At 62.3% G+C, this 26799-nt stretch carries 22 protein-coding genes; 15 read left to right on the top strand and 7 right to left on the bottom strand.

Annotation, left to right across the window (positions count from 1 at the left end; translation table 11 throughout):
* Positions 1-96 precede the first annotated feature (96 nt).
* The 5 genes from raiA to lptC all read right to left on the bottom strand — a co-directional run bounded on the left by raiA (position 97) and on the right by lptC (position 4737).
* A complete protein-coding gene (gene raiA / locus ASD03_RS05100) occupies positions 97-666 on the bottom strand; it encodes a ribosome-associated translation inhibitor RaiA (RefSeq protein ID WP_025425682.1) in 570 nt (189 codons plus the stop codon).
* A 293-nt stretch (positions 667-959) separates the two neighbouring features.
* Positions 960-2519: an RNA polymerase factor sigma-54 gene (rpoN, locus tag ASD03_RS05095; protein WP_025425683.1), complete on the bottom strand. Its 1560-nt coding sequence runs from the start codon at positions 2517-2519 to the stop codon at positions 960-962.
* 142 nt (positions 2520-2661) lie between these two features.
* Positions 2662-3480 (bottom strand): LPS export ABC transporter ATP-binding protein, encoded by an 819-nt coding sequence (lptB, locus tag ASD03_RS05090; protein WP_025425684.1) that lies wholly within the window; start codon positions 3478-3480, stop codon positions 2662-2664.
* 13 nt (positions 3481-3493) lie between these two features.
* The gene (locus ASD03_RS05085) at positions 3494-4054 is read right to left on the bottom strand and encodes an LptA/OstA family protein (RefSeq protein ID WP_025425685.1); all 561 of its coding nucleotides are present in this window, start codon (positions 4052-4054) and stop codon (positions 3494-3496) included.
* A gap of 14 nt (positions 4055-4068) precedes the next feature.
* Positions 4069-4737, bottom strand: coding sequence for an LPS export ABC transporter periplasmic protein LptC (gene lptC / locus ASD03_RS05080; RefSeq protein WP_025425686.1), 669 nt, complete (start codon positions 4735-4737; stop codon positions 4069-4071).
* Between the two features lie 262 nt (positions 4738-4999).
* Here lptC and sppA point away from each other — a divergent pair, with 262 nt between their 5' ends.
* The 3 genes from sppA to ASD03_RS05065 all read left to right on the top strand — a co-directional run bounded on the left by sppA (position 5000) and on the right by ASD03_RS05065 (position 6819).
* Positions 5000-5959 (top strand): signal peptide peptidase SppA, encoded by a 960-nt coding sequence (gene sppA / locus ASD03_RS05075; RefSeq protein ID WP_025425687.1) that lies wholly within the window; start codon positions 5000-5002, stop codon positions 5957-5959.
* Positions 5960-6088: 129 nt separating this feature from the next.
* Positions 6089-6391: an integration host factor subunit beta gene (locus ASD03_RS05070; protein WP_025425688.1), complete on the top strand. Its 303-nt coding sequence runs from the start codon at positions 6089-6091 to the stop codon at positions 6389-6391.
* A gap of 83 nt (positions 6392-6474) precedes the next feature.
* Positions 6475-6819, top strand: a complete 345-nt coding sequence (locus tag ASD03_RS05065) for a hypothetical protein (RefSeq protein WP_025425689.1) — start codon at positions 6475-6477, stop codon at positions 6817-6819.
* Between the two features lie 21 nt (positions 6820-6840).
* Here ASD03_RS05065 and ASD03_RS05060 read toward each other — a convergent pair whose 3' ends face one another.
* Positions 6841-7299: a carbon monoxide dehydrogenase subunit G gene (locus tag ASD03_RS05060; RefSeq protein WP_025425690.1), complete on the bottom strand. Its 459-nt coding sequence runs from the start codon at positions 7297-7299 to the stop codon at positions 6841-6843.
* 313 nt (positions 7300-7612) lie between these two features.
* Between ASD03_RS05060 and ASD03_RS05055 the strand changes: the two genes are divergently transcribed.
* The 5 genes from ASD03_RS05055 (at position 7613) to ASD03_RS05035 (ending at position 13447) form a co-directional block, all read left to right on the top strand.
* Positions 7613-8764, top strand: coding sequence for a class I SAM-dependent rRNA methyltransferase (locus tag ASD03_RS05055; protein ID WP_025425691.1), 1152 nt, complete (start codon positions 7613-7615; stop codon positions 8762-8764).
* Positions 8764-9624 carry an RNA methyltransferase gene (locus ASD03_RS05050; protein WP_025425692.1) on the top strand — a complete coding sequence of 287 codons (861 nt, stop codon included), beginning with the start codon at positions 8764-8766 and terminating at the stop codon, positions 9622-9624. Before ASD03_RS05055 ends, ASD03_RS05050 begins: the two co-directional genes overlap by 1 nt.
* Positions 9621-10112 carry a signal peptidase II gene (gene lspA / locus ASD03_RS05045; RefSeq protein WP_025425693.1) on the top strand — a complete coding sequence of 164 codons (492 nt, stop codon included), beginning with the start codon at positions 9621-9623 and terminating at the stop codon, positions 10110-10112. The genes ASD03_RS05050 and lspA overlap by 4 nt, the downstream gene beginning before the upstream one ends.
* Positions 10113-10167: 55 nt before the next feature.
* Entirely contained in the window at positions 10168-12435 is a 2268-nt protein-coding gene (locus tag ASD03_RS05040; RefSeq protein WP_057212513.1) for an ATP-binding protein, read from the top strand.
* A gap of 121 nt (positions 12436-12556) precedes the next feature.
* Positions 12557-13447, top strand: a complete 891-nt coding sequence (locus ASD03_RS05035; protein ID WP_025425695.1) for a GNAT family N-acetyltransferase — start codon at positions 12557-12559, stop codon at positions 13445-13447.
* 348 nt (positions 13448-13795) lie between these two features.
* Here ASD03_RS05035 and ASD03_RS05030 read toward each other — a convergent pair whose 3' ends face one another.
* Complete coding sequence (locus tag ASD03_RS05030; protein ID WP_025425697.1) at positions 13796-16081, bottom strand: NADP-dependent malic enzyme; 2286 nt, start codon at positions 16079-16081, stop codon at positions 13796-13798.
* A gap of 103 nt (positions 16082-16184) precedes the next feature.
* Here ASD03_RS05030 and mutS point away from each other — a divergent pair, with 103 nt between their 5' ends.
* The 7 genes from mutS to tsaB all read left to right on the top strand — a co-directional run bounded on the left by mutS (position 16185) and on the right by tsaB (position 26797).
* A complete protein-coding gene (gene mutS / locus ASD03_RS05025; protein ID WP_057212511.1) occupies positions 16185-18929 on the top strand; it encodes a DNA mismatch repair protein MutS in 2745 nt (914 codons plus the stop codon).
* A gap of 203 nt (positions 18930-19132) precedes the next feature.
* Complete coding sequence (locus ASD03_RS05020; RefSeq protein ID WP_025425699.1) at positions 19133-21976, top strand: [protein-PII] uridylyltransferase; 2844 nt, start codon at positions 19133-19135, stop codon at positions 21974-21976.
* Positions 21973-23577, top strand: coding sequence for a murein biosynthesis integral membrane protein MurJ (gene murJ, locus ASD03_RS05015; protein ID WP_025425700.1), 1605 nt, complete (start codon positions 21973-21975; stop codon positions 23575-23577). Before ASD03_RS05020 ends, murJ begins: the two co-directional genes overlap by 4 nt.
* A gap of 155 nt (positions 23578-23732) precedes the next feature.
* Entirely contained in the window at positions 23733-24797 is a 1065-nt protein-coding gene (gene trpS / locus ASD03_RS05010) for a tryptophan--tRNA ligase (protein ID WP_057204292.1), read from the top strand.
* Positions 24798-24849: 52 nt separating this feature from the next.
* Positions 24850-25341, top strand: a complete 492-nt coding sequence (locus ASD03_RS05005; RefSeq protein WP_025425702.1) for a universal stress protein — start codon at positions 24850-24852, stop codon at positions 25339-25341.
* Positions 25342-25449: 108 nt separating this feature from the next.
* A complete protein-coding gene (locus ASD03_RS05000) occupies positions 25450-26016 on the top strand; it encodes a NifU family protein (protein ID WP_025425703.1) in 567 nt (188 codons plus the stop codon).
* Between the two features lie 121 nt (positions 26017-26137).
* A complete protein-coding gene (gene tsaB, locus ASD03_RS04995) occupies positions 26138-26797 on the top strand; it encodes a tRNA (adenosine(37)-N6)-threonylcarbamoyltransferase complex dimerization subunit type 1 TsaB (protein WP_025425704.1) in 660 nt (219 codons plus the stop codon).
* Positions 26798-26799 lie beyond the last annotated feature (2 nt).

Raw genomic sequence — 26799 nt, 5'->3', positions numbered from 1 at the left:
CTTGGCGGGTGCCATGCACAGAAAAGTCGTATTTTCCGGCCTGTCCGCTGATCCAAGTGGCGGGAGCGCCGGCGCACCGGCACTCCCTTTTTCCACTCATCCCTTGATATTGGCGGCGTCAATCCAGCCAATATTTCCGTCGTTGCGTCTGTAGACGATATTCAACTCTGCCTTGCCGGGAGTGCGGAACATGAGGACGGGTTCATCCGTCATGTCGAGCGCCATCACGGCGCTGGCGACAGACATCGTCCTCAGGTGTTTCGAGCTTTCGGCGACGATCGTCGGTGCGTAATCCTCGGGGACTTCGTCATCCTCGAATGGCACCGAGTCCATCACTGTGTATGCCACCTCGGTACCTTGACCATTACCGTTGTGGTGGTCCTTGAGCTTGCGCTTGTAGCGACGTAGGCGCTTTTCGATGCGCTCCGACGCTGCGTCAAAGGCAGCCTGAGGGTCATTGGCCTGTCCATTCGCCTGCATAACCACGCCCGTATCGAGATGAAGCTTGCAGTCGGCGCTAAAGCGCGGTCCAGACTTTTCCACAGTGACCTGGCTTGAATATCCTCCGTCGAAATATTTGGTAACGGCCTGCTCGATCTGATCGCCAATGCGGGCGCGGAACGAATCGCCGATTTCCATCTGTTTACCGGATACACGCACACTCATGGAGTTTCCTCTCTATTTCGTGATTTGCGTAGCCAGTCTATTCCAAGCGCTCTCGTCATCCAAGCCTTTCACGCTTGCGGGAGCCTCTCTGTCGCACCTACCGGTCGTGCCGGCCGCCTGAGGAAGACCGTGTCCTCGGCAATTGCGGCGGGCTCATATCCCCTGCGTCGCGGAGAGTCAATTGAAGGTCGCAAAAAAGTTAATACGCTTTAACCTTGCGTCGTCGCTTTAGGCTCTTTTTCTTTCGCATGTCGTCGTCGCAAAACCGCTGAAAAACTGTTGCGCGACCTGCTTTAGAAGCCCGATACCTTGGCCAGCGCCCGCTTTTCGCGCCGTCGCTGCACGGAGGAGGGGATGTTCATCGCTTCGCGATATTTCGCCACCGTGCGTCGCGCGATGTCGACGCCGGCCTGCTTGAGGCTGTCGACGATATCGTCGTCGGAAAGCACCGCATCGGCGACTTCCTGCTGGATCATCATGCGGATGCGGTGACGCACGGACTCAGCCGAATGGCTGTCGCCGCCCTCGGCCGAACCGATGGAGACGGTGAAGAAATACTTCAGCTCGAACAGCCCACGCGGCGTCAGCATGTACTTGTTCGAGGTGACGCGGCTTACCGTCGACTCGTGCATCTTGATCGCATCGGCGACGGTTTTCAGGTTGAGCGGTCGCAGATGCCCGACGCCATGGACGAGGAACGCGTCCTGCTGGCGAACGATCTCGGTGGCGACCTTCATGATCGTCCTGGCGCGCTGATCGAGGCTGCGGGTCAGCCAGTTGGCGGTCTGCAGGCATTCATTGAGAAAGGCCTGGTCCGCGCTGTTCTTCTCGGTGCCGCGCGACACCGTGGTGTAGTAGGCTTGGTTGACGAGGACGCGCGGCAGGGCGTCCGGGTTGAGTTCGATCAGCCAGGTTCCGTCGGGTGCCGCCCGCACGACGATATCGGGAACGATCGCCTCGCTAACGCTGGTCTCGAAGCTCGTTCCCGGTTTCGGGTCGAGCTTGCGGATTTCGGCGAGCATATCGATCAGGTCTTCCTCATCGACGCCGCAGATTTTCTTCAAGCTGGCAAAATCGCGCCGCGCCAGAAGCTCTAGGTTGGCGATGAGGGCTTCCATCGCCGGATCGAGGCGATCGCGAAGGCGCAGCTGAATGGCGAGGCATTCGCTGAGTGTGCGTGCGAAGACACCTGGCGGGTCGAACTGCTGCAGCGTGAGGAGGACGCGGGTGACGTCGGCGCCGGATGCGCCGAGGCGTTCGGCGACCTCCTGCAGATCAGCCTGAAGATAGCCTGCCTCGTCGAGCTGGTCGATCAGGTGCTGGGCAATCAGCCGGTCGGATGGGACGGACAACGCAAAGGGCAATTGCTCCAGAAGCGTCTCGCGCAGGCTCTTGGCGCCGGCCACGAAGTCGTCGAAATCGTAGTCGCCTCCTTCGCCGCTGCCGGGCATCGATTTCCACTGGCCGAGCAGTTCCGGCGCGTCGGCGCGTTGCGGCGCCGTGTCGTCCTGGTAGACATTGCCGAAATCCGCATCGAGCTGTTCATTGAGCCGCGCCCCATCGGTTGCCGTGGCATTGTCGTAGAGATCGCGCTGGCCGGATGCCTCATCCGTTCCGCCGAAGTCTTCACCGGATGCCTGCCCCGCTTCTTCGCGGCTGCCGTGCTCGGAGCTTCCACCGAACTCGTCGTCACCGCCGTGAAGCTCGAGCAGCGGATTCTTTTCGACTTCCTGCGCGATGAAGTGGTTGAGTTCCAGATGCGTCATCTGCAGCAGCTGAATCGATTGCATCAGCTGCGGGGTCATGACCAGCGACTGTGACTGGCGCAGATGAAGGCTGGCCGACAATGCCATGCGGACGTGAAACTCCCGATGAAATCTCCACCGGTCGCATCGTTGGCGGGCCGGTTTTTCAATTGGCCCAAAAATTGCTTATTGCAGGGGTTTGGTCAAGCGCGACCGCGGGGCGAGATGCCGGATTCGCCCGCGGATCGCATCAGAGGCTGAAATTATCGCCGAGATAGAGCCGGCGCACGTCCGGATTGGTGACGATATCGTTGGCGCGGCCGTGGGTCAGCACTTCGCCGGCATGGATGATGTAGGCCCGGTCGATCAGGCCAAGGGTCTCGCGCACATTATGGTCGGTGATGAGTACGCCGATACCGCGCGACGTCAGGTGTCGCACCAGCGCCTGGATGTCGGCGACGGAAATCGGGTCGACGCCGGCAAAGGGCTCGTCGAGCAGCATGAAGGTCGGGTCGGTGGCAAGCGCTCGGGCAATTTCGAGACGTCGCCGCTCGCCGCCGGAAAGGGCGATCGCCGGCGACTTGCGCAGATGCGTGATGTTGAACTCGCCGAGCAGGTCGTTGAGCTTGCTCTCGCGGCGCTCCAGGTTCTTATCGTGCACTTCGAGAACGGCGCGGATGTTGTCCTCGACCGTCAGGCCGCGAAAGATCGAGGCTTCCTGCGGCAGGTAGCCGACGCCGAGGCGGGCGCGGCGATACATCGGCATCGTCGTCACGTCGTTGCCATTGATCTCAATCGAGCCTTCGTCGACAGGCACGAGGCCGGTGATCATGTAGAAGCATGTGGTCTTGCCGGCACCGTTCGGGCCGAGGAGACCGACTGCCTCCCCGCGGCGAACGACCAGCGACACACCATTGACCACGCGCCGCTCGCGATAGGACTTTGTCAGGCCACGCGCGATCAGTGTGCCGTCATAACGCGCCTTGTCGACCGCGTGACCGGTCGCGGCTGGTGTGGCCGCCGACGGTTTGCGGACGCGCTTGCGCTTGTGAAGGAAGGGGAGTTGCACGAGCGGGTCTACGTCAGTTCTTCTTCTGTGACTTCGGGTCGAGCTGGATCTGCACCCGACCGCCACAGGCTTCGAGCTGCGCTTCGCCCGTGTTCATCTGCACATTCAATTGGCAGCCGACGAACACGTTCTTGCCTTCCGACAGAACGACCTTCTCGCCCTTCAATACGAAGGTCTGCTTGGTCATGTTGAACTCGCCGCTGTCAGCGGTTGCCTGCTGGGTGCCGGAGCTGAGGAAGACGCGCTGGCTGACTTCGATCCGCTCGATGTCGGCGTCGCCGCTCGAGACCGAGCCTGCGCCGGACTTGTAGAAGACCGTCATGCTCCCGGCCTGAAGCGTCGTTGTGCCCTGCACGACCTTGACGTTCCCGGTAAAGATCGCCTTGCTTTCTGGGTCCTTGATTTCAAGCTTGTCGCTTTCGATCTGGATCGGCTTGTCGTTCGACAATTCGAGGCCCTTCATCTTGCTCGATGTGGCCTGGGCTGACGCGCCTGAAACGATCATCAATGCGCCGATGCCGGCAACGGCCAGGCTGGCTGAAATCCTGAAAAAAGTAGCGGGTAAAACCGACATGGATGCACCAGATCCTAATTCGTGTTCTTGCGGATGGCGGCGGGTTCGAGATTGACCCTCACCATGCCCTCGAATGTTACTATGCGTCCCTTATCCGTCATTCGCAGCCGCTGCGCAATGATCGAACCGCCCTTCATGCTGATCGCAATCGGTTGTTTTGTTTCCATTTCGCCGGCATTGATGTCCAGATAGGCCGATTGGAAATCGGCGTTGACGCCATTATTCATTGTAATCGTGAACGGGGCGTTCATGTCGAGCGTGTTGGCCCCGCGGTCGTAGATGCCGTTGGTCGCGTCCACCGTGGCGATCAGCTTTTCGTTCACCGGCATTTCGGCATGGATCGTCTGCAGCGTGATGATATCGGGATTGACGATATCCTGCAGCGCGCGCTGCGCCTTCATCGAATAGCTGATGCCCTGCTTGTTGCGCCCGGCAATCGCAGGGTTCTGCATGACGATCTTGCCATCCTCGATCGTTGCACTGTCGAGCTGCAGATCGACCGGCATGAAGGCGCGCACGAAGGAAATGGCGGCAAAGATCGCCGCGATGATGCCGGCGACGACAGGCAGGATGATCTTCAGACGCCGGACGCGCGCCGAATGCCGCGCCGCGAGCGCGTAGGCGTCCGACGAGCTCGCACCCGAATCGGCAAAGAAGCCGGGGGCTGGCGCATGATCTAACATGTGAAGACCTGTTGGTTCCGTTGCTTTCCCGCGGATCGTCGAGAACCGCATTTTACATACATTCGTGTAAGTCGTCGCAAATATGGATACTTTTTGCAGCTGCACAATGGCGCCGCAAAAAACTTCGTGAAGACAGGAAAACGGCGGGCACGGCTTTTAACCGTGACCGACCGCGTCTATTGAATATGCCACCTGCCGCGCAGATAGCATGTTCCATCGGAAACTGACAGAAGCTGCGCCAACAAATTCGGGAGAAACCCACATGGATGAACTAGCCATCGCCGATCGCCGCAGCCTGCGCAGGAAGCTGAGTTTCTGGCGCTGGATCGTCGCCGGCCTGCTCGCCGTCGTGGCATTGGTCATTCTGTTCTGGTCGGGCTGGGCGGAGACCGCAGGGCGTGCCCGCGATCATGTTGCCCGTGTGACGATTTCGGGATTGATCCAGGACGATCGCGAATTGCTGGAGCGGCTTCAACGGATCGAGGACAACGATTCGGTCAAGGCACTGGTGGTCACCATATCGTCGCCCGGCGGCACCACCTATGGCGGCGAGGTCATCTACAAGGCGATCCGCAAGGTCGCCGCCAAGAAGCCGGTGGTTTCCGATATTCGCACGCTAGCCGCCTCCGCCGGCTACATGATCGCGCTTGCCGGCGATACGATTATCGCCGGCGAAAGCTCGATCACCGGCTCGATCGGCGTCATCTTCCAGTATCCCCAGGTCAAGGAGCTGATGGACAAGCTTGGCGTCTCGCTGGAATCGATCAAGTCGCGGCCGCTGAAGGCCGAGCCGTCCCCCTTCCATCCCGCGAGCGATGAAGCCAAGGCAATGATCCAGGCGATGATCGATGACAGCTATGGCTGGTTCGTCGATATGGTGGCAGAGCGTCGCAAGCTGTCGCGCGACGAGGCGCTTCTGCTGGCCGACGGGCGGATTTTCACCGGCCGCCAGGCGCTGGGCCTGAAGCTCGTCGACAAGCTTGGCGGCGATGACGAAGTCCGCACCTTCCTGGCCGACAGGAAGGTGTCGAAGGACCTTCCTCTGGTTGATTGGGATGCGCCGCGCCGGACTCTGCCTTTCGGCCTCGGATCGGCCGTCTCGGAGTGGGTCAAGATGTTGGGATATGACGCTTTTCCGGCCATGAGGGGTCTCGAAAAAATCGGGGGTGACAAGTTGTTTCTTGACGGTCTTGTTTCGGTTTGGCAGGTTGATGCTCAATGAGGATGGCAGCATATGCCCAGCCTGATCCGTAACATGGCCGCCCGCGCCAAGTGAGCGTCGGCCATATTCTTGCGGCAATCACAATGCAGACCGAAAAAGCAAAACAAACAAGAATTTAAGGGGGCGACAGTGATCAAGTCAGAACTGGTGCAGATTGTTGCAGCTCGCAATCCGCATCTCTATCACCGCGACGTCGAAAACATCGTCAACGCGGTGCTCGATGAGATCACAGATGCGCTGGCTGCCGGAAACCGTGTCGAACTGCGCGGTTTCGGTGCTTTCTCCGTCAAGAACCGGCCGTCGCGCTCCGGTCGCAATCCGCGCACCGGCGATTCGGTTTTTGTCGAGGAAAAGTGGGTGCCGTTCTTCAAGACCGGCAAGGAGCTGCGCGAGCGGCTGAACCCGGGCATGAACGGGGACGATGAAGACTGATCATCCCGCCCGATCGTCATGAGTCCGGATTGTCGCCATCGCTGCCAAGGCCTGTCGATGATCCGGAAAACTGGAGCGGCTGAATGCTCAAGAAACTGGTCAACATCATCGTTCTCATCCCGGTCGGCGTCATTCTGATCGTGCTCAGCGTCGCCAATCGCCAGAGCGTCACGCTGGCCCTCAATCCGTTCCGGCCCGAAGACAGCGTGCTGTCCGTGAGCGCGCCGTTCTTTGTTTTCCTGTTTCTTGCCGTCGTCGTCGGGTTGATTCTGGGTGCCGCCGCGACCTGGTTTAGCCAGGGCAAGTACCGTCGGCGTGCGCGCAATGAAGCGACCGAGGCGCTGAAATGGCATCGCGAAGCCGAAAAGCACCGCAGCCAGGCAGAGAAGCTGGCCACCCAGGCGACACTCGCCGCCCCGCAGAACTGAATGGCAGGGCGGCCATGCCCTTCAGCCGGCCGCTTCCGCCGGGCCGCCGATCGCTGCGCCGAAATCCGTGAAGAACTGCTGCGCCAGCTTCTTGGCGGTCGAATCGACCAGCCGGGATCCGAGCTGCGCTAGCTTTCCGCCGATCTGCGCCTTGACGTCGTAGCGCAGCAGCGTCTCCGCACCGTCGTCGACCAGGGTCACATCCGCGCCACCCTTGGCAAAACCGGCAATGCCGCCCTTTCCCTCACCGGAGATCGTGTAGCTTTCGGGCGGGTTGAGGTTCGACAGGATGACGTCGCCGGTAAAGGAGGCCGAGACCGGCCCGATCTTGATCTTGACGACGGCCGAAAGCTCGGTCGGAGATTTCATCTCGATCGACTGACAGCCCGGGATGCAACGCTTGAGGATTTCCGGATCGTTGAGGCCGCGCCACACGGCATCGCGCGGTGCCGAGATGCGTTCTTCGCCGGTCATGTCCATGCGCTTTCCTCCCACTGACGGTGCCGTGCGTCGACAAGGACGCGCGAGGTTGATGTAATCTTTTGAATTCGCTTTACAATCCTGTCCGTAAGTTGATGCCGGACGGTGGAATTATGCAAGTGTCGCTTCCGCACCGATCTTGGCAAATCGGAAACGGCTTTGCCAAGAGCATGAGCGGTGCTATTTGCACCAACAGAAAAAGCTTCGCCTCGAAATCCGGGGTGCGGCGGCATACCTCATGGTGCAGGCCCGTTTACATCCGATATCCGGGAGGGTAGCGCCTCGTGACAAAACAAAGCCCAGGGATCTCAGCGTGAAGGAAAAGGACCGGCGGTCGAAGAATGCCTCCGTGACGACGGCGAAGGGCCGTGGTGCCGAGGCGCGTGGCGGTGGCCGCCATGAAAAGAAGCGTCCACCGTTTGCCAAGTCGGGCGATTTCAAAGAACGGGCCACCATCCAGGCAACGGCGAAAGTTGCAGAGCCGCGCGAGCGGCCTCCGCGGGCACAGCCCGAAAACGAGGCACCGGCGCGCGTCATCCCACGGCGCACCGGCGACAAGCCGGGCGAACAGGTGCCGCTCATTCTCGAAACGTCGGGTGTTTCCGGCTATCATCTGATCGACAGCGGCGCCGGCGAAAAGCTTGAGCAGTACGGACCCTATCGCATCGTGCGCCCCGAGGCGCAGGCGCTTTGGCCGCGTACCCTGCCCGCCAGTGTATGGGAGAATGCCGACGCAATCTTCACCGGCGACACCGACGAGGACGGCATGGGCCGCTGGCGCTTTCCCGGCGCCGTTCTTGGCGAGACCTGGCCGATGCAGCTTCTCGGCACCGAATTCCATGGCCGCTTCACGTCCTTCCGCCATGTCGGCGTGTTTCCCGAGCAGCTCGCCCACTGGAGCTGGGTGAAGGACCAGGTAGAGGCGGCCCGCCGCCCCCTGAAGGTCCTCAACCTGTTCGGTTATACCGGGGTCGCCTCGCTGATCGCCGCCAAGGCCGGTGCCGAGGTCACCCATGTCGACGCCTCGAAGAAGGCGATTGGCTGGGCCCGGGAAAACCAGGCGCTGGCGCGCGCCGAAAAGCTGCCGATCCGCTGGATCTGCGACGACGCGATGAAGTTCATTCAGCGCGAGGAACGTCGCGGCAGCCGCTATGACATCATCCTGACCGACCCGCCAAAGTTCGGCCGCGGTCCGAACGGCGAGGTCTGGCAGCTTTTCGACCACCTGGCTGCGATGCTCGACATCTGCCGCGAAATCCTGTCGCCCGAAGCGCGCGGCCTAGTGCTGACCGCCTATTCGATCCGCGCCAGCTTCTACTCGATCCATGAACTGATGCGCGAGACGATGCGCGGCCGCGGCGGCCGGGTGGAATCGGGCGAACTCATCATCCGCGAAGGCGGCCTTGACGGCCACGAGCCGGGACGGGCGCTTTCGACTTCTCTCTTCAGCCGCTGGGTGCCGTAATGAGCAATGACAGAAGCGAACACGGCGCAGGCCGCGTCGGACAGGTGAAGGAAGTCACCAGCCTCACCAATCCTATTATCAAGGACATCAAGTTGCTGGCGCAGAAGAAGCACCGCGACGAGACACGGTCCTTCATGGCCGAAGGCTTGAAACTGGTGATCGATGCGCTCGATCTCGGCTGGAAGATCAAGACGCTGATCTACGCCAAGGCGGCCAAGGGCAAGCCGCATGTGGAACAGGTCGCAGCAAAGACCTTTGCCCGGGGCGGTCTGGTGCTCGAGGTCAGCGAAAAGGTGCTCTCGACGATCACCCGGCGCGACAATCCGCAGATGGTCGTCGGCATCTTCGAGCAGCGCTACCGGGCGCTGAAGGAGATCCGCCCGCAGCTCGGCGAAACCTATGTGGCGCTCGACCGTGTTCGCGATCCGGGTAATCTCGGCACGATTATCCGCACGGCCGATGCGGCCGGTGCCTCCGGCATCATTCTCGTCGGGGAAACGACCGATCCGTTCTCGCTCGAGACGGTGCGGGCGACGATGGGCTCGGTCTTCGCCATGCCGGTCGTGCGCGCCAGCGCCGATGACTTCGTCAAATGGCAGAAGCAGGCCGGTGTAAAGGTCGTCGCCACGCATCTGGCCGGTTCGGTCGACTACCGGACGATCGACTACAAGTCGAAACCGGTCGTGTTGCTGATGGGCAACGAACAGGCTGGCCTTCCGGAAGAGCTTGCCCGTGAGGCCGGAGCGCTGGCCCGCATTCCGCAGGCGGGGCGTGCCGATTCCCTCAACCTGGCGATCGCCACCGGCATCATGCTGTTTGAGGCGCGACGTCATCTGCTGGCGCTGGATGCCGGCGCATGAGCGAAAAGCAGGTATTGTTTTCGCGGCCGCTCCCGATCGCGGTCTTCATCGCCCTCGCGCTCGCCGCCGACCAGCTGATCAAATATCTGGTCGAATCCTATCTGCCGTTCAATGAGGCGGTTCCGGTCGTGCCGATGCTGGCGCTCTACCGCACCTACAATTACGGCGTCGCCTTCTCGATGCTGTCGGGCATGGAAGGCTGGTTCATCGTCGGCATGCGCCTTGTCGTCGTTGCCTTCGTTCTGTGGCTGTGGCGGCGCACGCCGAAGGACAGGTTCTTCGCGCATTTCGGCTACGCCTTGATCATTGCCGGTGCGCTCGGCAACCTCGTCGACCGGCTGATCTTCGGCTACGTCATCGACTACATCCTCTTCCATACGCAGACGTGGTCTTTCGCGGTCTTCAACCTGGCCGACAGTTTCATCACCGTTGGCGCCGGCGCGATCATTCTCGACGAGCTGCTGCAGGCGAAAAAGGCAAACCGCTAAGATTTTATCGATGCGCTGAAGCCATTCGGAACGCTTGCCGTGTTAGCTGAATGGCATGAGCGAGCCGTCACGATTGCTAGAGCAGATCGAATCCGGTTTCGGTGCACAAGCCCGAACCAGCGGTGCGATGTCCGCTGCCGGCAGGGCGGACGGCATCGGATCGGTGTCGAAGCCCGTGGCATCGGCCTACTCCCTGCGTCGTCTTTCGCTGGCATCTTTGGGGGTCATCGCCTCTGGCCTCGTGCTTGCGCTCGGTATCGCCGCCGGTCTTTATCTGTTTTCCGCGGCGGTTGCGGCGGCCGGCCTTGCGGGCGTGTTGCTCCTGATCGCCGATGGCATCAGGGCCGCCGACAGCGATAGACAGTGCGTGGAGGCAAGGCACGATGGCGACTGGGATCGCCAGGAAACTTCGGCGCTGCTTTCGACCATCCACGATGCGCTCGGAGATCTGGCGATCATGCGCGGCATGGATGGCAAGATCGTCCATGCCAATGCCGCCTTTCATCGCGCCTGCGGCATCGATGATGCCAGGGGGCTGACTTGTGCCGCCATCGGCCTGAACTTCGAACCGAAGATCGAACCCAATCACTACCTCGTGCTGATTGCCGCATCCGAAGGGCTGCGCCTCTACGATTGGCACGATGTCATCGCCCGGGATCCGGCGAACGGTCGGCTGATGCGCCACAGCATCGCGCGCGATGTGACGGAGGAAGCCCGTGCTACACGTGAACGTGAAGACGCGCGCCGCCGCGCCGAGGACGCGAGCCAGGCGAAATCGCGGCTGCTTGCAACCGTCAGCCATGAAATCCGCACGCCGCTGTCCGGCATCCTCGGCATGAGCCATCTGCTCGGCCAGACCCGGCTGTCGAGCGAGCAGAAGAACTATCTTGCCGGCATGCAGCAGTCCGGCCATGCCCTGGTACAGCTCGTCGAGGACCTGATCGATTTCTCGTCGCTGTCTTCAGGGCGTTTCCAGTTCCGGCCCTCGCGACAGGATCCGCGCGGCGTGATCGAGAGCGTCGTCGAGATGCTTTCCAACCGCGCGCATGAAAAGGGCATCGAGATCGGGGCTACCGTGACGGCCGACGTGCCGGCGCTGATGGAGTTCGATGCAGCCCGCCTGCGCCAGGTGCTGTTCAATGTCATCGGCAATGCTGTGAAGTTCACGGAGGTCGGCGGTGTTTTTGTCAGTGCCGACATCGTCGAGGATTGCGTGCAAATCCTCATCGACGACACCGGTCCCGGCATGTCGGGCGACGAACTGAAACGCATCTTTGAAGAGTTCGAACAGGCCGGCAATCACGAGCAGCGCGCCAAGGGTACGGGGCTCGGACTGGCGATCTCGCGCCGGATCATGCAGGCCTGCGGCGGCAGCCTGACAGCGTCGAGCGCGTCCGGCCGCGGCAGCCGCTTCGAGATCCGCCTGCCACTCGCCGAAGTCGAGCGGGTAGCGCCGGAGCGGCGCCAGAGGCTCGCCCAATCGCATGTCCTGGTGATGGCGCCGGATGGGCCAGCATCCGCGGCACTCTCTGCCACCATCGCCACGCTCGGCGGGCGTTGCCATCGGGCAACGACGCTGGCCGCCGCCCAGAACGTCATCTCGGATGTTCTTTCCGGCGGCGCGCCATTGACCGATATCATCGTCGATCACCGCCACGCCGGTCAGTTCAAGCAGATTCTCGCCTTGCAGCCGGCCGTCGCGCGCCTCGACGTGCGCCGGACCTACCTGATCAACCCGGAGGAGCGCAACAATCACCCTGTCGATCAGATGGACGGTTACGAGGCTTGGCTGATCCGCCCGTTGCGCGAGAAGTCGCTGGTCGAAGTCCTGCTCGGACGGTTGAAGGGTATCGAGAAGCGCGATGCCATCAACGACAACCGGCCGATCCTTCGCGAGGAACCGACAATTGCGCCCGCCAGGCAGAGCCCGCGCTGCATCCTTTTGGCGGAGGACGATCCGGTCAATGCGCTGATCGTGCGCACGGTGCTGGAGCGCGCCGGACAGACGGTCCGGCTGGTGACGGATTTTGGCGCCGTCGATCAGATCCTCTCCGGGACCGGCGATCAGGTCCAGGCGATGCCGGAACTGGTCGTCACCGATCTCAACATGCCGGGCGGCGACGGATTTTCGATGCTGAAACGCCTGCGGGAGAACGAAGCGATGCGGCCGGGCCGGCGCCTTCCGGTGATCGTGCTGACGTCCGATGCACGGCTGGAGATCAGGGACAGACTTGTCGCGGCCGGCGCCGACGTCGTACTGCCCAAGCCGGCGGATCCGCAGTGGTTGATGGCTGAAATAAGCCGCCTTCTCGAGATACGGTAAGCGCTCAAGTCGTAACGGTATCAACGCCCGAGCGGGGGGTTGTGCTCCGTTTTCATGTCACTATGTTGTTGCAGAAACGTGGTCTAAGCCCGGCAGATACGAATGATTCGGGATGACGCGGATGACGATCGACCTTCTGGATTCGACGAGCGTGGTAGACACTTCTCAAGCTTGCGTCGGCAAGACAATGACCGCCCCGGCGACCGACGTTCTCGGCCGAATAGCTAATCTTGAGACCCGGCTTGCACGCAGCGCATCGGAGATCGATGCGGCGCAGGCGGTGCGCTACAAGGTTTTTGTCGAGGAAATGAAGGCGCAGGTCGGGCCGGACGCCGACCGTCGCAAGCGCGACGTCGACAGCTGGGACGCGATCTGTGATCATCTGCTTGTGCTCGACACGGCGATCGAGGGTGATCCGGAAGACCAGATCGTCGGCACCTACCGCCTGCTGCGCCAGGACGTGGCCGAGCGCGCCGGCGGCTTCTATTCCGCTTCGGAATTCGATGTCGGAGCACTTCTCTCCCGCCACTCCAGCAAGCGCTTCATGGAGCTCGGACGCTCCTGCGTGCTGCCGGATTACCGCACGAAGCGCACCGTGGAACTGCTCTGGCAGGGTAACTGGGCCTATGCTCTGAGATACGGTGTCGATGCCATGTTCGGCTGCGGATCGTTTCCAGGCGTCGTCCCCGCCGAACATGCGCTGGCGCTTTCCTTCCTTCACCACAATATCCTTGCTCGCGACGAATGGGCCGTCGGCGCCCGCCCCGAACTGCACCGGACCATGGACATGATGCCGGTAGAGGCCATCAATCCGAAGAAGGCTCTGGCCGCCTTGCCGCCGCTGATCAAGGGCTACATGCGCCTTGGGGCCATGGTCGGCGACGGCGCGGTGGTCGACCATGCGTTCCGCACCACCGACGTGCTGATCGTTCTGCCGATCAGCAACATCTCCGGCCGCTATCTCAATTACTACGGTGCGGATGCCGGGCGGTTTGCCACGTCTGTATCCTGACAGGCGCTTGACGCAATTAACCAGATATTAAGGATGGGTTTGACTTTCGATGTCGAAAGATGGACTAGTCTTGTCAAGAAGTAATTTGGTTTCATGACGAAATTATAGAATAAATAACGGAGAGAACCGCCAGCTTCATATGAGATTGGCGTATATTGCGCTCTGTCTCCATATTATTTTCATCGCACTGGAAGTAAGTCTTCCATCATGTATTGAGCTCGACCCCTTTCCCAAGGGTGTCGAGCTCTTCTTTTGTATGCAGATCCATGCTGTTTCTGCATCGGCTCGACACACCCTGTTCATCGCTGGAGCAGGGTGTGTCCCGAAATCGGACATCAATTACCGAGTCTACATTCCGGCGTTGTAGGCAGCGATTGCCGCCATGTTGACGATGTCGGAATCCTTCGCCGACATCGAAACGATCTGCACCGATTTGTCGAAACCGACGAGCAGGGGACCGATGACGGTCGAGCCGCCGAGTTCCTGCAGCATCTTCGTCGAGATCGAGGCGGAGTGGAACGCCGGCATGACGAGCACGTTGGCAGGGCCTGAAAGGCGGCAGAAGGGATACTGCTCCATCACCCGCGAATTGAGCGCCACGTCGGCGGCCATCTCGCCGTCATATTCGAAGTCGACACGGCGCTTGTCGAGAATGTTGACCGCCTCGCGCACCCGCTCCGAGCGTTCGCCCGAGGGATGGCCGAAGGTCGAATAGGCCAGCATCGCCACCCGCGGCACGTAGCCGAGGCGCTTGGCGAGGCCGGCTGCTTCCTCGGCGATATCGGCGAGTTCTTCCGACGACGGCATGTCGTGTACGGCCGTGTCGGCGACCAGAACGGTGCGGCCGCGGCAGAGGGCGATCGACACGCCGATGACCCGGTGGCCCGGCTTCGGGTCGATGCAGCGGCGCACATCGTCAAGCGCCGTCGAATAGTTGCGGGTTATGCCCGTGACCATGCCGTCGGCATCCCCGAGCGCGACCATGCACGCGGCGAAGTGGTTGCGGTCGTTGTTGATCAGGCGCTGGGCATCGCGGAACAGGGAGCCCTTGCGCTGCAGGCGCGCGTAGAGGTAGTCGGTATAGGCTCCGACCCGCTTGGAAACCCGGGCATTGACGATTTGGATGCCGGGGCGGTCGAGATCGATGCCCTCGCGCTCCGCGGTCTCGCGCATGCGGTCCTCGCGGCCGAGCAGGATCGCGGTGCCGAGCTGCTGGTTGGCATAGGCGATCGCCGAGCGCATGACCTGCACTTCTTCACCTTCGGCAAAGACGATGCGCTTCGGCTGGCGCCGGACGCGCTCGTAGATCCGTTGCAGCGTCGAGGCAATCGGGTCGCGGCGGGCGGAAAGCTGGCGGCCATAGGCTTCGAGATCGACGATCGGCTTGCGTGCGACGCCGGTTTCCATCGCCGCCTTGGCAACGGCCATCGGGATCGCCGAGATCAGCCTCGGGTCGAAGGGAACCGGGATGATGTACTGCGCGCCGAAGCGCGGGCGGTTGCCCTGGTAGGCGGCCGCGACATCGTCCGGCACGTCTTCCTTGGCGAGGCTTGCGAGCGCTTCCGCCGCGGCGATCTTCATCGCGTCGTTGATCGTCGAGGCGCGCACGTCGAGCGCGCCGCGGAAGATATAGGGGAAGCCGAGTACGTTGTTGACCTGGTTTGGGTAGTCCGAACGGCCGGTCGCGACGATCGCGTCGTCGCGGATGCGGGCGACCTCTTCCGGGGTGATTTCCGGATCCGGGTTGGCCATGGCGAAGATGATCGGCCGCGGCGCCATCGAGCGGACCATGTCCTCCGACAGCGCGCCCTTGGCCGAAAGGCCGAAGACCACGTCAGCACCCTCGAGCGCTTCGGCAAGCGTGCGGCGGTCGGTCTTGACCGCATGCGCCGACTTCCACTGGTTCATGCCTTCGGTGCGGCCCTGGAAGATCACGCCCTTGGTGTCGCAGAGGGTGACGTTTTCCGGGTTGAAGCCCATCGCCTTGATGAGCTCGATGCAGGCGATGGCCGCGGCGCCGGCGCCGTTGCAGACGAGCTTGGTGGTCTTGAAGTCGCGTCCGGTCAACGTCAGCGCGTTGATGAGGCCGGCGGCTGCGATGATCGCTGTGCCGTGCTGGTCGTCATGGAACACTGGAATGTCCATGACCTCGCGCAGCTTCTGCTCGATGATGAAACAGTCCGGCGCCTTAATGTCCTCGAGGTTGATGCCGCCGAAGGAGGGGCCGAGGAAGCGCACGCAGTTGATGAACTCGTCGACGTTCTCGGTGTCGACCTCAAGGTCGATCGAATCGACGTCGGCGAAGCGCTTAAACAGCACCGCCTTGCCTTCCATGACCGGCTTGGAGGCGAGCGCTCCGAGATTGCCGAGGCCGAGGATGGCCGTGCCGTTGGAGATGACCGCGACCATGTTGCCGCGTGTCGTGTAATCGTAGGCGGTGGCGGGATCCTCGGCGATCGCCAGGACCGGCACTGCAACGCCCGGTGAATAAGCGAGCGACAGGTCGCGTTGCGTGGCCATGGCCTTGGTGGGGGAAATCTCCAGCTTTCCGGGACGACCCTGCGAGTGAAAATCGAGCGCTTCCTGCGCGGTGACGCTCGTCATAGTGCGATCGGTCTTGTCGGTGGCCGGCATGTTTCCTCTATCCTCCTGTGGGCGACCCTGTCGGGGCGTCTCTTTATGGTTGTCGTCTATAATTGCTTGCGGATAGTGTGCCATCTCTTTTTTCGGGACAATCATGAATTTCGTGACAGACCAATCGAGCCGCTCCGGCGAGGTGTTTTCTGCAGCCGAACTGGCGACCGAGGAGAGCCGCTCCACGGCGACGCCGATGATGGAGCAGTTCATCGAGATCAAGGCGAACAACCCGGATTCGCTGCTTTTCTACCGCATGGGCGACTTCTACGAGCTGTTCTTCCAGGACGCAGTCGAAGCCTCGCGGGCGCTCGGCATCACGCTGACGAAACGCGGCCAGCATATGGGACAGGAAATCCCGATGTGCGGCGTGCCGGTGCATGCGGCCGACGATTATCTGCAGAAACTGATCGGTCTCGGCTTTCGCGTCGCGGTCTGCGAGCAGGTCGAGGATCCTGCCGAAGCCAAGAAGCGCGGCAGCAAATCAGTCGTGCGCCGCGACGTCGTCCGGCTGGTGACACCGGGGACGATCACCGAGGAGAAGCTGCTTTCGCCCTCGGAGACCAACTATCTGATGGCGCTCGCCCGCATCAAGAGCGGTTCGGAGCCGGCCTATGCGCTGGCCTGGATCGATATCTCGACCGGCATCTTCAGGCTCGCCGAAACCGGTGAGAGCCGGTTGCTCGCCGACATCCTGCGCATCGAGCCGCGCGAACTGATCCTCGCCGACACCGTCTTCCACGACCCGGAACTGCGTCCCGTGTTCTACGTGCTCGGCCGGGTGGCCGTGCCGCAGCCGGGCGTGCTGTTCGACAGCGCCACGGCCGAGGGCCGCATCGCCCGCTACTTCGGCGTCAAGACGCTCGATGGTTTCGGCAGCTTTTCGCGCGCCGAACTGGCGGCGGCATCCGCTGCCATCTCCTATGTCGAAAAGACCCAGCTTGCCGAACGTCCGGCTCTCGGCACACCCGAGCGTGAGAGCGCTGCCTCGACATTGTTCATCGATCCGGCGACGCGGGCCAACCTCGAGCTCGTCAAAACCCTGTCGGGCGCCCGCGAAGGCACGCTTTTGAAAGCGCTCGACCGAACCGTGACGAGCGGCGGAGCGCGGCTCCTGGCCGAACGGCTGATGTCACCGCTGACCGATCCCGATCGCATCAACCAGCGGCTGGATTCGATCGAGATTCTGGCCAGCCAGCCCTCCTTTGCCGGCGATCTGCGCGATTCTCTTCGTCGCGCCCCCGACATGCCGCGTGCGTTGTCGCGGCTGGCGCTTGGCCGCGGCGGCCCGCGCGACCTCGGCGCCATCCAGGCGGGCCTCAAGGCAGCGGCAACGATCTCCCGGCTGATGGCTTCCGGCAATCTGTCTGAGGAGCTTGTCGAGGCACGGGCGGCGATCGATGCCCTGCCATCGGCCGTCCTCGACCACCTCGATACGATGCTTGCCGACGAATTGCCGCTTCTGAAGCGCGACGGCGGCTTCCTGCGGGAAGGGGCAAGTGCCGATCTCGACGAGGTGCGGGGGCTGCGCGACCAGTCACGCCGGGTTATCGCCGGGCTGCAGCTGCAATATTCCGAAGAGACCGGCATCAAGTCGCTGAAGATCAAGCACAACAACGTGCTCGGCTATTTCATCGAGGTGACGGCGGGCAATGCCGGCTCGATGACCGACACCGACGAGGGCCGCGCCCGCTTCATCCATCGCCAGACCATGGCGAACGCGATGCGCTTCACCACGACAGCGCTTGCCGAGCTTGAGAGCAAGATCGCCAATGCGGCCGACCGGGCGCTGTCGATCGAGCTTGCCGCGTTCGAGGCGATGACATCAGACGTCGTGGCGGCGGCCGAAATCATCAAGGCTGCGGCGCTGGCGCTTGCGACCGTCGACGTTTCGGCTGGCCTCGCGACGCTTGCCGAAGAGCAGAACTATGCTCGCCCCATCGTCGACCACACGCGCATGTTCGCCATCGAAGGCGGCCGCCATCCCGTCGTCGAGCAAGCCTTGAAGCGTCAGGCGTCCAACGCCTTCGTTGCCAATGGCTGCGATCTGTCGCCGCCAACAGGCGAAGAGGGCGGGGCGATCTGGCTTCTGACCGGTCCGAACATGGGCGGTAAGTCGACCTTCCTCAGGCAGAACGCGCTGATTGCGATCATGGCGCAGATGGGCACCTTCGTTCCCGCCGCAAGCGCCCATATCGGCATTGTCGACCGCCTGTTCTCGCGCGTCGGCGCCTCCGACGATCTTGCCCGCGGACGCTCGACCTTCATGGTCGAGATGGTCGAGACGGCGGCAATCCTCAATCAGGCGACCGATCGCTCGCTGGTGATCCTCGACGAGATCGGCCGAGGCACTGCGACCTTCGACGGTCTGTCGATTGCCTGGGCAGCCGTCGAGCATCTGCATGAGGCGAACCGCTGCCGCGGATTGTTCGCGACCCACTTCCACGAGCTGACCGTGCTTTCGGAAAAGCTCGGCCGGCTTTCGAATGCGACCATGCGCGTCAAAGAGTGGCACGGCGACGTGATCTTCCTGCACGAGGTCGGGCCGGGTGCCGCCGACCGTTCCTACGGTATTCAGGTCGCCCGTCTTGCCGGTCTGCCGGCTTCGGTCGTGGCTCGGGCCAAGGACGTGCTTGCCAAGCTCGAAGACGCCGATCGCAAGAACCCCGCAAGCCAGCTGATCGACGATCTGCCGTTGTTCCAGGTGGCGATCCGGCGCGAGGAAGCCAAGCCCGCTGGAAACTCCAGGGTTGACGAGGCGCTGAAGGCACTCAACCCCGACGATATGACGCCGCGCGAGGCGCTGGACGCACTCTACGCCCTGAAAAAGGAACTGAGCGCCCGGTGACGGGCATACCGTTTTTCCTGTGCATGCGTCGGTGAAAAAGGCTATACAGCGCCGCGCGCCTTTCGAGGGCGTGGCGATGAGCCTGTATTAATTTTGAAATGCTGCAACGTCCCGGTTCGGCCTTGATCGGATGGGAGCATGCAGGAATGCTCTTCATGCAGCGGACCACGCAACCAGTCGGACAGGACGCCCCTCGGCACTTCATGGGCAGACACGAAACTTCCTTTCCCGAAATTCTCGACGTCGCGGCGCTTCGGGCGAAATGCGACTTCATCGCCTCGGCCCACGCCGAGCAGCGCGAACCGATGCGTCAGGCACTGCTTGCGGCCTTCAAACAGGCAAATGTTGCAGGCCGCGCCAAGGCGCGCGAACTGTTTGCTGGCGATGGCGGCGGTATCCTTTGCGCCGAGCGTATCTCCTGGCTTCAGGACCAGCTGATCACGGTGCTGCATGATTTCGTGCTCAACGAGATTTTCGATGCCGCCAATGCAGCCCCGGCAAGCCGCATCGCTGTCGCTGCCGTTGGCGGTTACGGCCGCGGCACGCTGGCACCCGGCTCGGACATCGACCTGCTCTTCCTGCTGCCGGTGAAGAAGGCCGTCTGGGCCGAGCCCGCCATCGAATTCATGCTCTACATCCTGTGGGATCTGGGCTTCAAGGTCGGCCACGCCACCCGCACGATCGAGGACTGCATCCGGCTCTCGCGTGCCGACATGACGATCCGCACGGCAATCCTCGAGACCCGCTATATCTGTGGTTCCGAAACGCTGGCGGCTGAACTCGAAACGCGCTTCGACCATGAGATCGTGCGCAACACCGGGCCGGACTTCATCGCCGCCAAGCTTGCCGAACGCGACGAGCGCCACCGCAAGGCCGGCGACACGCGCTATCTCGTCGAGCCCAACGTCAAGGAAGGCAAGGGCGGGCTTCGAGACCTGCACACACTGTTCTGGATCGCCAAGTATTTTTACCGGGTCAAGGATTCGGCCGATCTGATCAAGCTCGGCGTCCTCTCCCGCACGGAATACAAGCTGTTCCAGAAGGCGGAGGATTTCCTCTGGGCGGTGCGTTGCCACATGCATTTCTTGACCGGCAAGGCCGAGGAACGGCTGTCCTTCGACATTCAGCGCGAGATCGCCGAGGCGCTCGGCTATCACGACCACCCCGGCCTTTCGGCGGTCGAGCGCTTCATGAAGCACTACTTCCTGGTGGCCAAGGATGTCGGCGATCTCACCCGCATCTTCTGCGCCGCACTCGAAGACCAGCAGGCCAAGGACGCGCCCGGCCTTTCCGGCATCATCGGCCGCTTCACCCATCGCAGCCGCAAGATTGCCGGCACGCTCGACTTCGTCGATGACGGCGGGCGCATAGCACTTTCGAGCCCCGATGTGTTCAAGCGCGATCCGGTCAACCTTTTGCGCTTCTTCCACATCGCCGACATCAACAATCTCGAGTTCCACCCGGCAGCGCTTCGGCAGGTGACGCGCTCGCTCGGCTTGATCAAGCCGCAGCTGCGCGAGAACGAGGAGGCGAACCGGCTGTTCCTGTCGATCCTGACCTCGCGCCGCAAGCCGGAGCTGATCCTTCGCCGCATGAACGAAGCGGGCGTGCTCGGGCGGTTCATTCCGGATTTCGGCAAGATCGTCTCGATGATGCAGTTCAACATGTACCACCACTATACGGTGGACGAGCATCTGCTGCGCGCGGTCGACGTTCTCTCGCGCGTCGAGCGCGGCATCGAGGAGGACGCCCACCCGCTGGTCGCCAAACTGATGCCGGGGATCGAGGACCGCGAGGTGCTCTACGTCGCCGTGCTTCTGCACGATATCGCCAAGGGTCGGCCGGAGGATCATTCGGTCGCCGGTGCCAAGGTGGCGCGCCGGCTCTGCCCGCGCTTTGGCCTGACGCCGAAGCAAACCGAGCTTGTCGCCTGGCTGATCGACGAGCACCTGACAATGTCGATGGTCGCCCAGACCCGCGACCTCAACGATCGCAAGACCATCGTCGACTTTGCCGAGCGGGTGCAGTCGCTCGACCGGTTGAAGATGCTCTTGATCCTCACCGTCTGCGACATCCGCGCCGTCGGCCCGGGCGTCTGGAACGGCTGGAAGGGGCAGCTGCTCCGTACACTCTATTATGAAACCGAACTCCTGCTTTCGGGCGGCTTCTCCGAGCTGTCGCGCAAGGAGCGCGCTGCCCATGCGGCAACGATGCTGAGCGACGCGCTGACCGACTGGCCGGCAAGCGAGCGCGAAGCCTATGTGCGGCTGCATTATCAACCCTATCTGCTGACCGTGGCGCTCGAGGATCAGGTGCGTCACGCCCGCTTCATCCGCGAGGCGGATGCCGCCGGCAAGGCGCTGTCGACCATGGTGCGCACGCACCAGTTCCATGCGATCACCGAAATCACCGTGCTGTCGCCCGACCATCCGCGGCTCTTGACGGTCATCGCCGGCGCCTGTGCTGCGGCGGGCGCCAACATCGTCGACGCGCAGATCTTCACCACTTCGGACGGCCGGGCGCTTGATACGATCCTGGTCAACCGCGAGTTTTCCGTCGACGGCGACGAGACGCGCCGGGCGGCCAGCATCGGCAGGTTGATCGAGGACGCGCTGTCCGGTCGCAAGCGGCTGCCGGAGGTGATCGCCAGCCGCACCAAGGTCAAGAAGCGCAACAAGGCCTTCACTGTTACGCCTGAGGTGACGATCAGCAATACGCTGTCGAACAAGTTCACGGTCATCGAGGTCGAGTGTCTCGACCGTCCCGGCCTGCTGTCGGAGATCACCGCCGTCCTGTCGGACCTTTCGCTCGACATTGCCTCGGCGCACATCACCACCTTCGGCGAGAAGGTCATCGACACCTTCTACATCACCGATCTCGTCGGCCAGAAGGTCACCAGTGAAAACCGCCAGATGAACATCGCCGCCCGCCTCAAGGCCGTCATGGCCGACGAGGCCGACGAGGTTCGAGACCGGATGCCATCCGGCATCATCGCGCCTGCCGTAGGCACGTCCTCCGCTCAAAGAACGACAAAAGCCGAAACATGAGTCTGGTCAAGAAATTTGCAACCGTCGGCGGCGCCACGCTCGGCAGCCGTCTGTTCGGCTTCATCCGCGAAACCTTCATGGCGGCGGCCCTCGGCACCGGCCCGGTCGCCGATGCCTTCAACACCGCCTTCCGCCTGCCCAACACCTTTCGCCGGCTCTTTGCCGAGGGCGCATTCAATTCCGCCTTCGTGCCGCTTTTTGCCAGGGAGATCGAGGCGAACGGCATGGAAGGGGCGCGGCGGTTCTCCGAAGAAGTCTTCGGCGTTCTCTTCACCGTGCTGTTGTTCCTGACGGTGGTGATGGAACTGACGATGCCGTTCATCGTCAGCAACCTGATCGCGCCCGGTTTCGCCAATGATCCGGCGAAGCTCGGCAATACCATCGTCTTCGCGACGATCATGTTTCCCTATCTCGCCTGCATGTCGCTTGCCGCGATGATGGCGGGAATGCTCAATTCGCTGCACCGCTATTTCGCCGCGGCGATCGCTCCGGTGTTCCTCAATATCATCCTCATCGGCATCCTCGGCCATGCCTGGTACATCGGCCAGGATCCGATTGCGGTCGGCTACGGCCTCTCCTGGGGCGTGATGGCGGCCGGTCTCGTGCAATTGGCGATCGTCTGGGTCGCGGTGCGCGACGCCGGCATCAAGATCGGCTTTCGCCGCCCGCGGCTGACGGCCAATGTCAGGCGGCTGCTGGTGCTGGCGTTGCCGGCCGCGATCACCGGCGGCATCACCCAGATCAACCTCCTGATCAACACCAACATCGCCTCGGCGCAGGAAGGTGCTGTGTCGTCGCTCGTCTATGCCGACCGTATCTACCAGCTGCCGCTCGGCGTCGTCGGCATTGCGGTCGCAACCGTGCTTTTGCCGGAACTGGCGCGCGCGCTGCGCTCCGGCAACGTCAACGAGGCCGCGAACCTGCAGAACCGCTCGGTGGAATTCACCCTGTTTCTGACGTTGCCGGCGGCGGCGGCCTTGCTTGTCATGTCGGAGCCGATTGTCCGGCTGCTGTTCGAACGTGGTGAATTCTCCGCGTCGTCGACGGTGGTCGTCGGCCATATCCTGGCGATCTACGGCCTCGGCCTGCCGGCTTTCGTGCTGATCAAGGCGTTCATCCCCGGCTTCTTTGCCCGCGAGGACACGCGCACGCCGATGGTCTTTGCCGGCATTTCGGTTGCGGTGAACGTGTCGCTGGCGCTGACGCTGTTTCCGCGGCTGGGCGCAAGCGGCATCGCGACGGCGGAAATCGTTGCCGGCTGGGTGAATGCCGTGCTGCTGTTCGGCATGCTCGTCTGGCGTGGCCATTGGGGACGCGACATTCCGCTTCTGACCCGCATTCCCCGTCTCGTCATTGCCGCGGCCGGCATGGCGCTCGCCTTGCATTATGCTCTTCAGTGGTTGGCCTACGAAGTGTCGTCGGCAGCGCCGTTGATCGTGCGCGCAACCACGCTCTGCGGTCTGGTGGCCGTCGCCATGGCGATCTATTTCGCGATCGCCTTCGGTATCGGCGGCGCTAATCTCGGCATGATCCGCCGCAACATCAAGCGCAAGGCGAAGGCCAAGGCAGACCCTGCTCCAGCGCCGGACGCAGACGCCTGAACCATCCGGTGATGAAGCGGCGATGCCTATTTTAATCGGCGTCGCCCACTCGGATTCGCACCACTTGATCGCGCCCCGCCCGACGTGCATAAGCCATGCCGTTAGCAACATGGGTGATGAACCCTGGGGCCCTCCACCAGCCTATTGAGGACGACATGAACGAATTCAAGCCGCTCGTATTTTCCGGTGTGCAGCCGACGGGCAACCTCCATCTCGGTAATTATCTCGGCGCGATCCGCAAGTTCGTGGCTCTGCAGGAAAACAACGATTGCATCTATTGCGTCGTCGACCTGCATTCGATCACCGCGCAGCTCGTGCATGAGGACCTGAAGGGGCAGATCCGCTCGATCGCCGCAGCCTTCATCGCGTCCGGCATCGATCCGGAAAAGCATATCGTCTTCAATCAGTCGGCCGTGCCGCAGCATGCGGAACTCGCGTGGATCTTCAACTGCGTCGCCCGTATCGGCTGGATGAACCGGATGACCCAGTTCAAGGACAAGGCCGGCAAGGACCGCGAGAACGCCTCGCTGGGCCTGCTTGCCTATCCGAGCCTGATGGCCGCCGACATTCTCGTCTATCGCGCCACCCATGTTCCTGTCGGCGACGACCAGAAGCAGCATCTCGAATTGACGCGCGACATCGCCCAGAAATTCAATATCGACTTCATGGAGCACATCCGTCGTGGTGGCTACGGCGTCGACATGGTCGTCGGCGAAGAGCCTGTTCATGCCTATTTCCCGCCGGTGGAGCCGCTGATCGGCGGCGCAACGCCGCGTGTCATGTCGCTGCGTGACGGCACCAAGAAGATGTCGAAGTCCGATCCGTCGGATCTTTCGCGCGTCAACCTGATGGATGATGCCGAAACCATCTCCAAGAAGATCCGCAAGGCCAAGACCGACCCGGATGCGCTCCCGAGCGAGCTCGACGGCCTCAAGGGACGCCCCGAGGCGGAAAACCTCGTCGGCATCTATGCGGCCCTTTCCGACAAGACCAAGGAAGAAGTGCTGGGCGAATTCGGTGGCCAGCAGTTCTCGGTGTTCAAGCCGGCCCTGGTCGACCTGGCGGTCGAGGTTCTGTCGCCAATCACTGGCGAGATGCGCCGCCTGATGGGCGACACGGCCCACATCGACGCCATCCTTCGCGATGGTGGCGAGCGTGCCCGGGCGCGGGCGGAAAAGACCATGAGCGAGGTTCGCGAAATCATCGGATTTCTGCAGTAAAAGGCGAAAATGAGGCCTTGCGGCGGCTTATCTGGAGTGTAATGTTCGCCGCATGGTCTCGACCCGACTCTCACGACTTGAAGGTCACCGCCGCAAATTCATGGCGGTGATCGACGATACCCCGGAATGCGGCCGCGCTGTCCACTATGCTGGCATGCGCGCCAAGAATTCCAATGGCGGTCTCGTCCTGCTCTATGTCATCGCCGACGGCGACTTCCAGCAATGGCTGGGGGTCGAGGAAATCATGCGTGCGGAAGCGCGCGACGAGGCGGAAGCGACGCTCGCCAAGGTGGCGCAGTCCGTCCGCGAGCGCATCGGAATAGAACCCGAAATCGTCATCCGCGAAGGGGCAGCAACCGAGCAGATCCATTCGGCCATCGAAGAGGATCGCGACATCGCCATCCTGGTTCTGGCCGCAGGCTCGGCAAAGGAGGGCCCCGGTCCGCTGGTGTCGTCGATCGCCGGCAAGGCGGCCGCCTTCCCGATCCCGGTGACGGTCATCCCGGATCTGCTCACCGACGAGGAAATCGACGCGCTCAGCTGAGCTGCGTCTCTTTGCGCTCTTGCGAGGGCGGAACGAAGATCTTATATTCTTTTGAATTATTCTAAAGAGCCGGTTGAGGGAACCGATCCCGGCGAGACGGAGAGAGACATGTTCATCCAGACCGAAGCCACGCCGAACCCGGCCACGCTCAAGTTCCTGCCGGGCAAGGTCGTTCTGGAAAGCGGCACTGCCGAATTCCGCGACGAGGAAGAAGCACGCGCCGGTTCGCCGCTTGCTGCCCGCCTGTTCTCGATCCCTGGCGTCAGCGGTGTCTACTTCGGCTACGACTTCATCACCGTCAGCAAGGACGGGCAGGAGTGGCAGCACCTGAAGCCCGCCATCCTCGGCTCGATCATGGAGCACTTCATGTCCGGTGCGCCGATCATGGCCGGAGCGGGCCGCGCCGAGCAGCTGGACGAAGAAGACGAATTCTTCGAGCCCGGCGACGAGACCATTGTCGCAACCATCAAGGAACTGCTCGAAACCCGGGTTCGCCCGGCGGTGGCTCAGGACGGTGGCGACATCACCTTCCGCGGCTTCAAGGACGGTACCGTGTTCCTGAACATGAAGGGTGCCTGCTCTGGCTGCCCGTCGTCGACGGCGACCCTGAAGCATGGCGTGCAGAATCTGCTGCGGCATTTCGTTCCCGAGGTGGAAGCGGTCGAAGCCGTCTGATATCGCGATGGCGAACGGCTGCGCCTTTCGAGGCTGCAGCTGATCACTAGTGTGAGTAAGCGTAACCGCGATGCCGATCGGGCTTCGCGGCATGATGCGTCTGGAAATCGCTGCAACTGAAATGATCGTACTTGCCATCGACACATCAGGGTCCGGCTGTTCCGCTGCCATCTATGACAGTGGTTCGTCGGCAGTTCTCGGGCAATCCGGTGCCGACATCGGCCGTGGCCATGCCGAAAGGCTGATGGAGTTCGTCGACGAGGCGCTCGTCGCAGCCGATCGCCCGATCGGCGATATCGACCGCATCGCCGTCACCATCGGCCCGGGATCGTTCACCGGTATCCGTGTCGGGGTCGCGACGGCGCGCGGACTGGCGCTTGCGCTTGGCAAGCCCGCGGTCGGCATTTCCTCCCTTCACGTTATCGCAGAAGAAGCCCGTTCCGCGGCGCCGGGCAAATCGGTGCTGGTCGCGATCGACGCCAAGCGCGACGAGGTCTATGTCCAGGCCTACGATGCCGCAGGCCATGCCGTCACGGAGCCGGAAGCGCTGTCGGTCACGGTTGCCCGCGACCGCTTTGCCGGTTTCGAGGGATGCGTGGCCGGTTCGGGCGCCGAACTGCTCGCCTCTCTGACGCCGGTCAAGACCCCGGATCTCGTCGATATCGCAGTCGTTGCGCGGCTCGGTGTTATTGCTGATCCAGCCTCGGCCAAGCCGAAGCCGCTATATCTTCGTGGGCCCGACGCCAAGCCGCAAGCGGGCTTTGCCGTTGCCCGAGCCTAGAC

It is taken from the genome of Ensifer sp. Root127 (genome assembly GCF_001425225.1).
Classification (GTDB): domain Bacteria; phylum Pseudomonadota; class Alphaproteobacteria; order Rhizobiales; family Rhizobiaceae; genus Ensifer; species Ensifer canadensis.
This window is presented reverse-complemented; position numbering and strand designations above follow the sequence as displayed.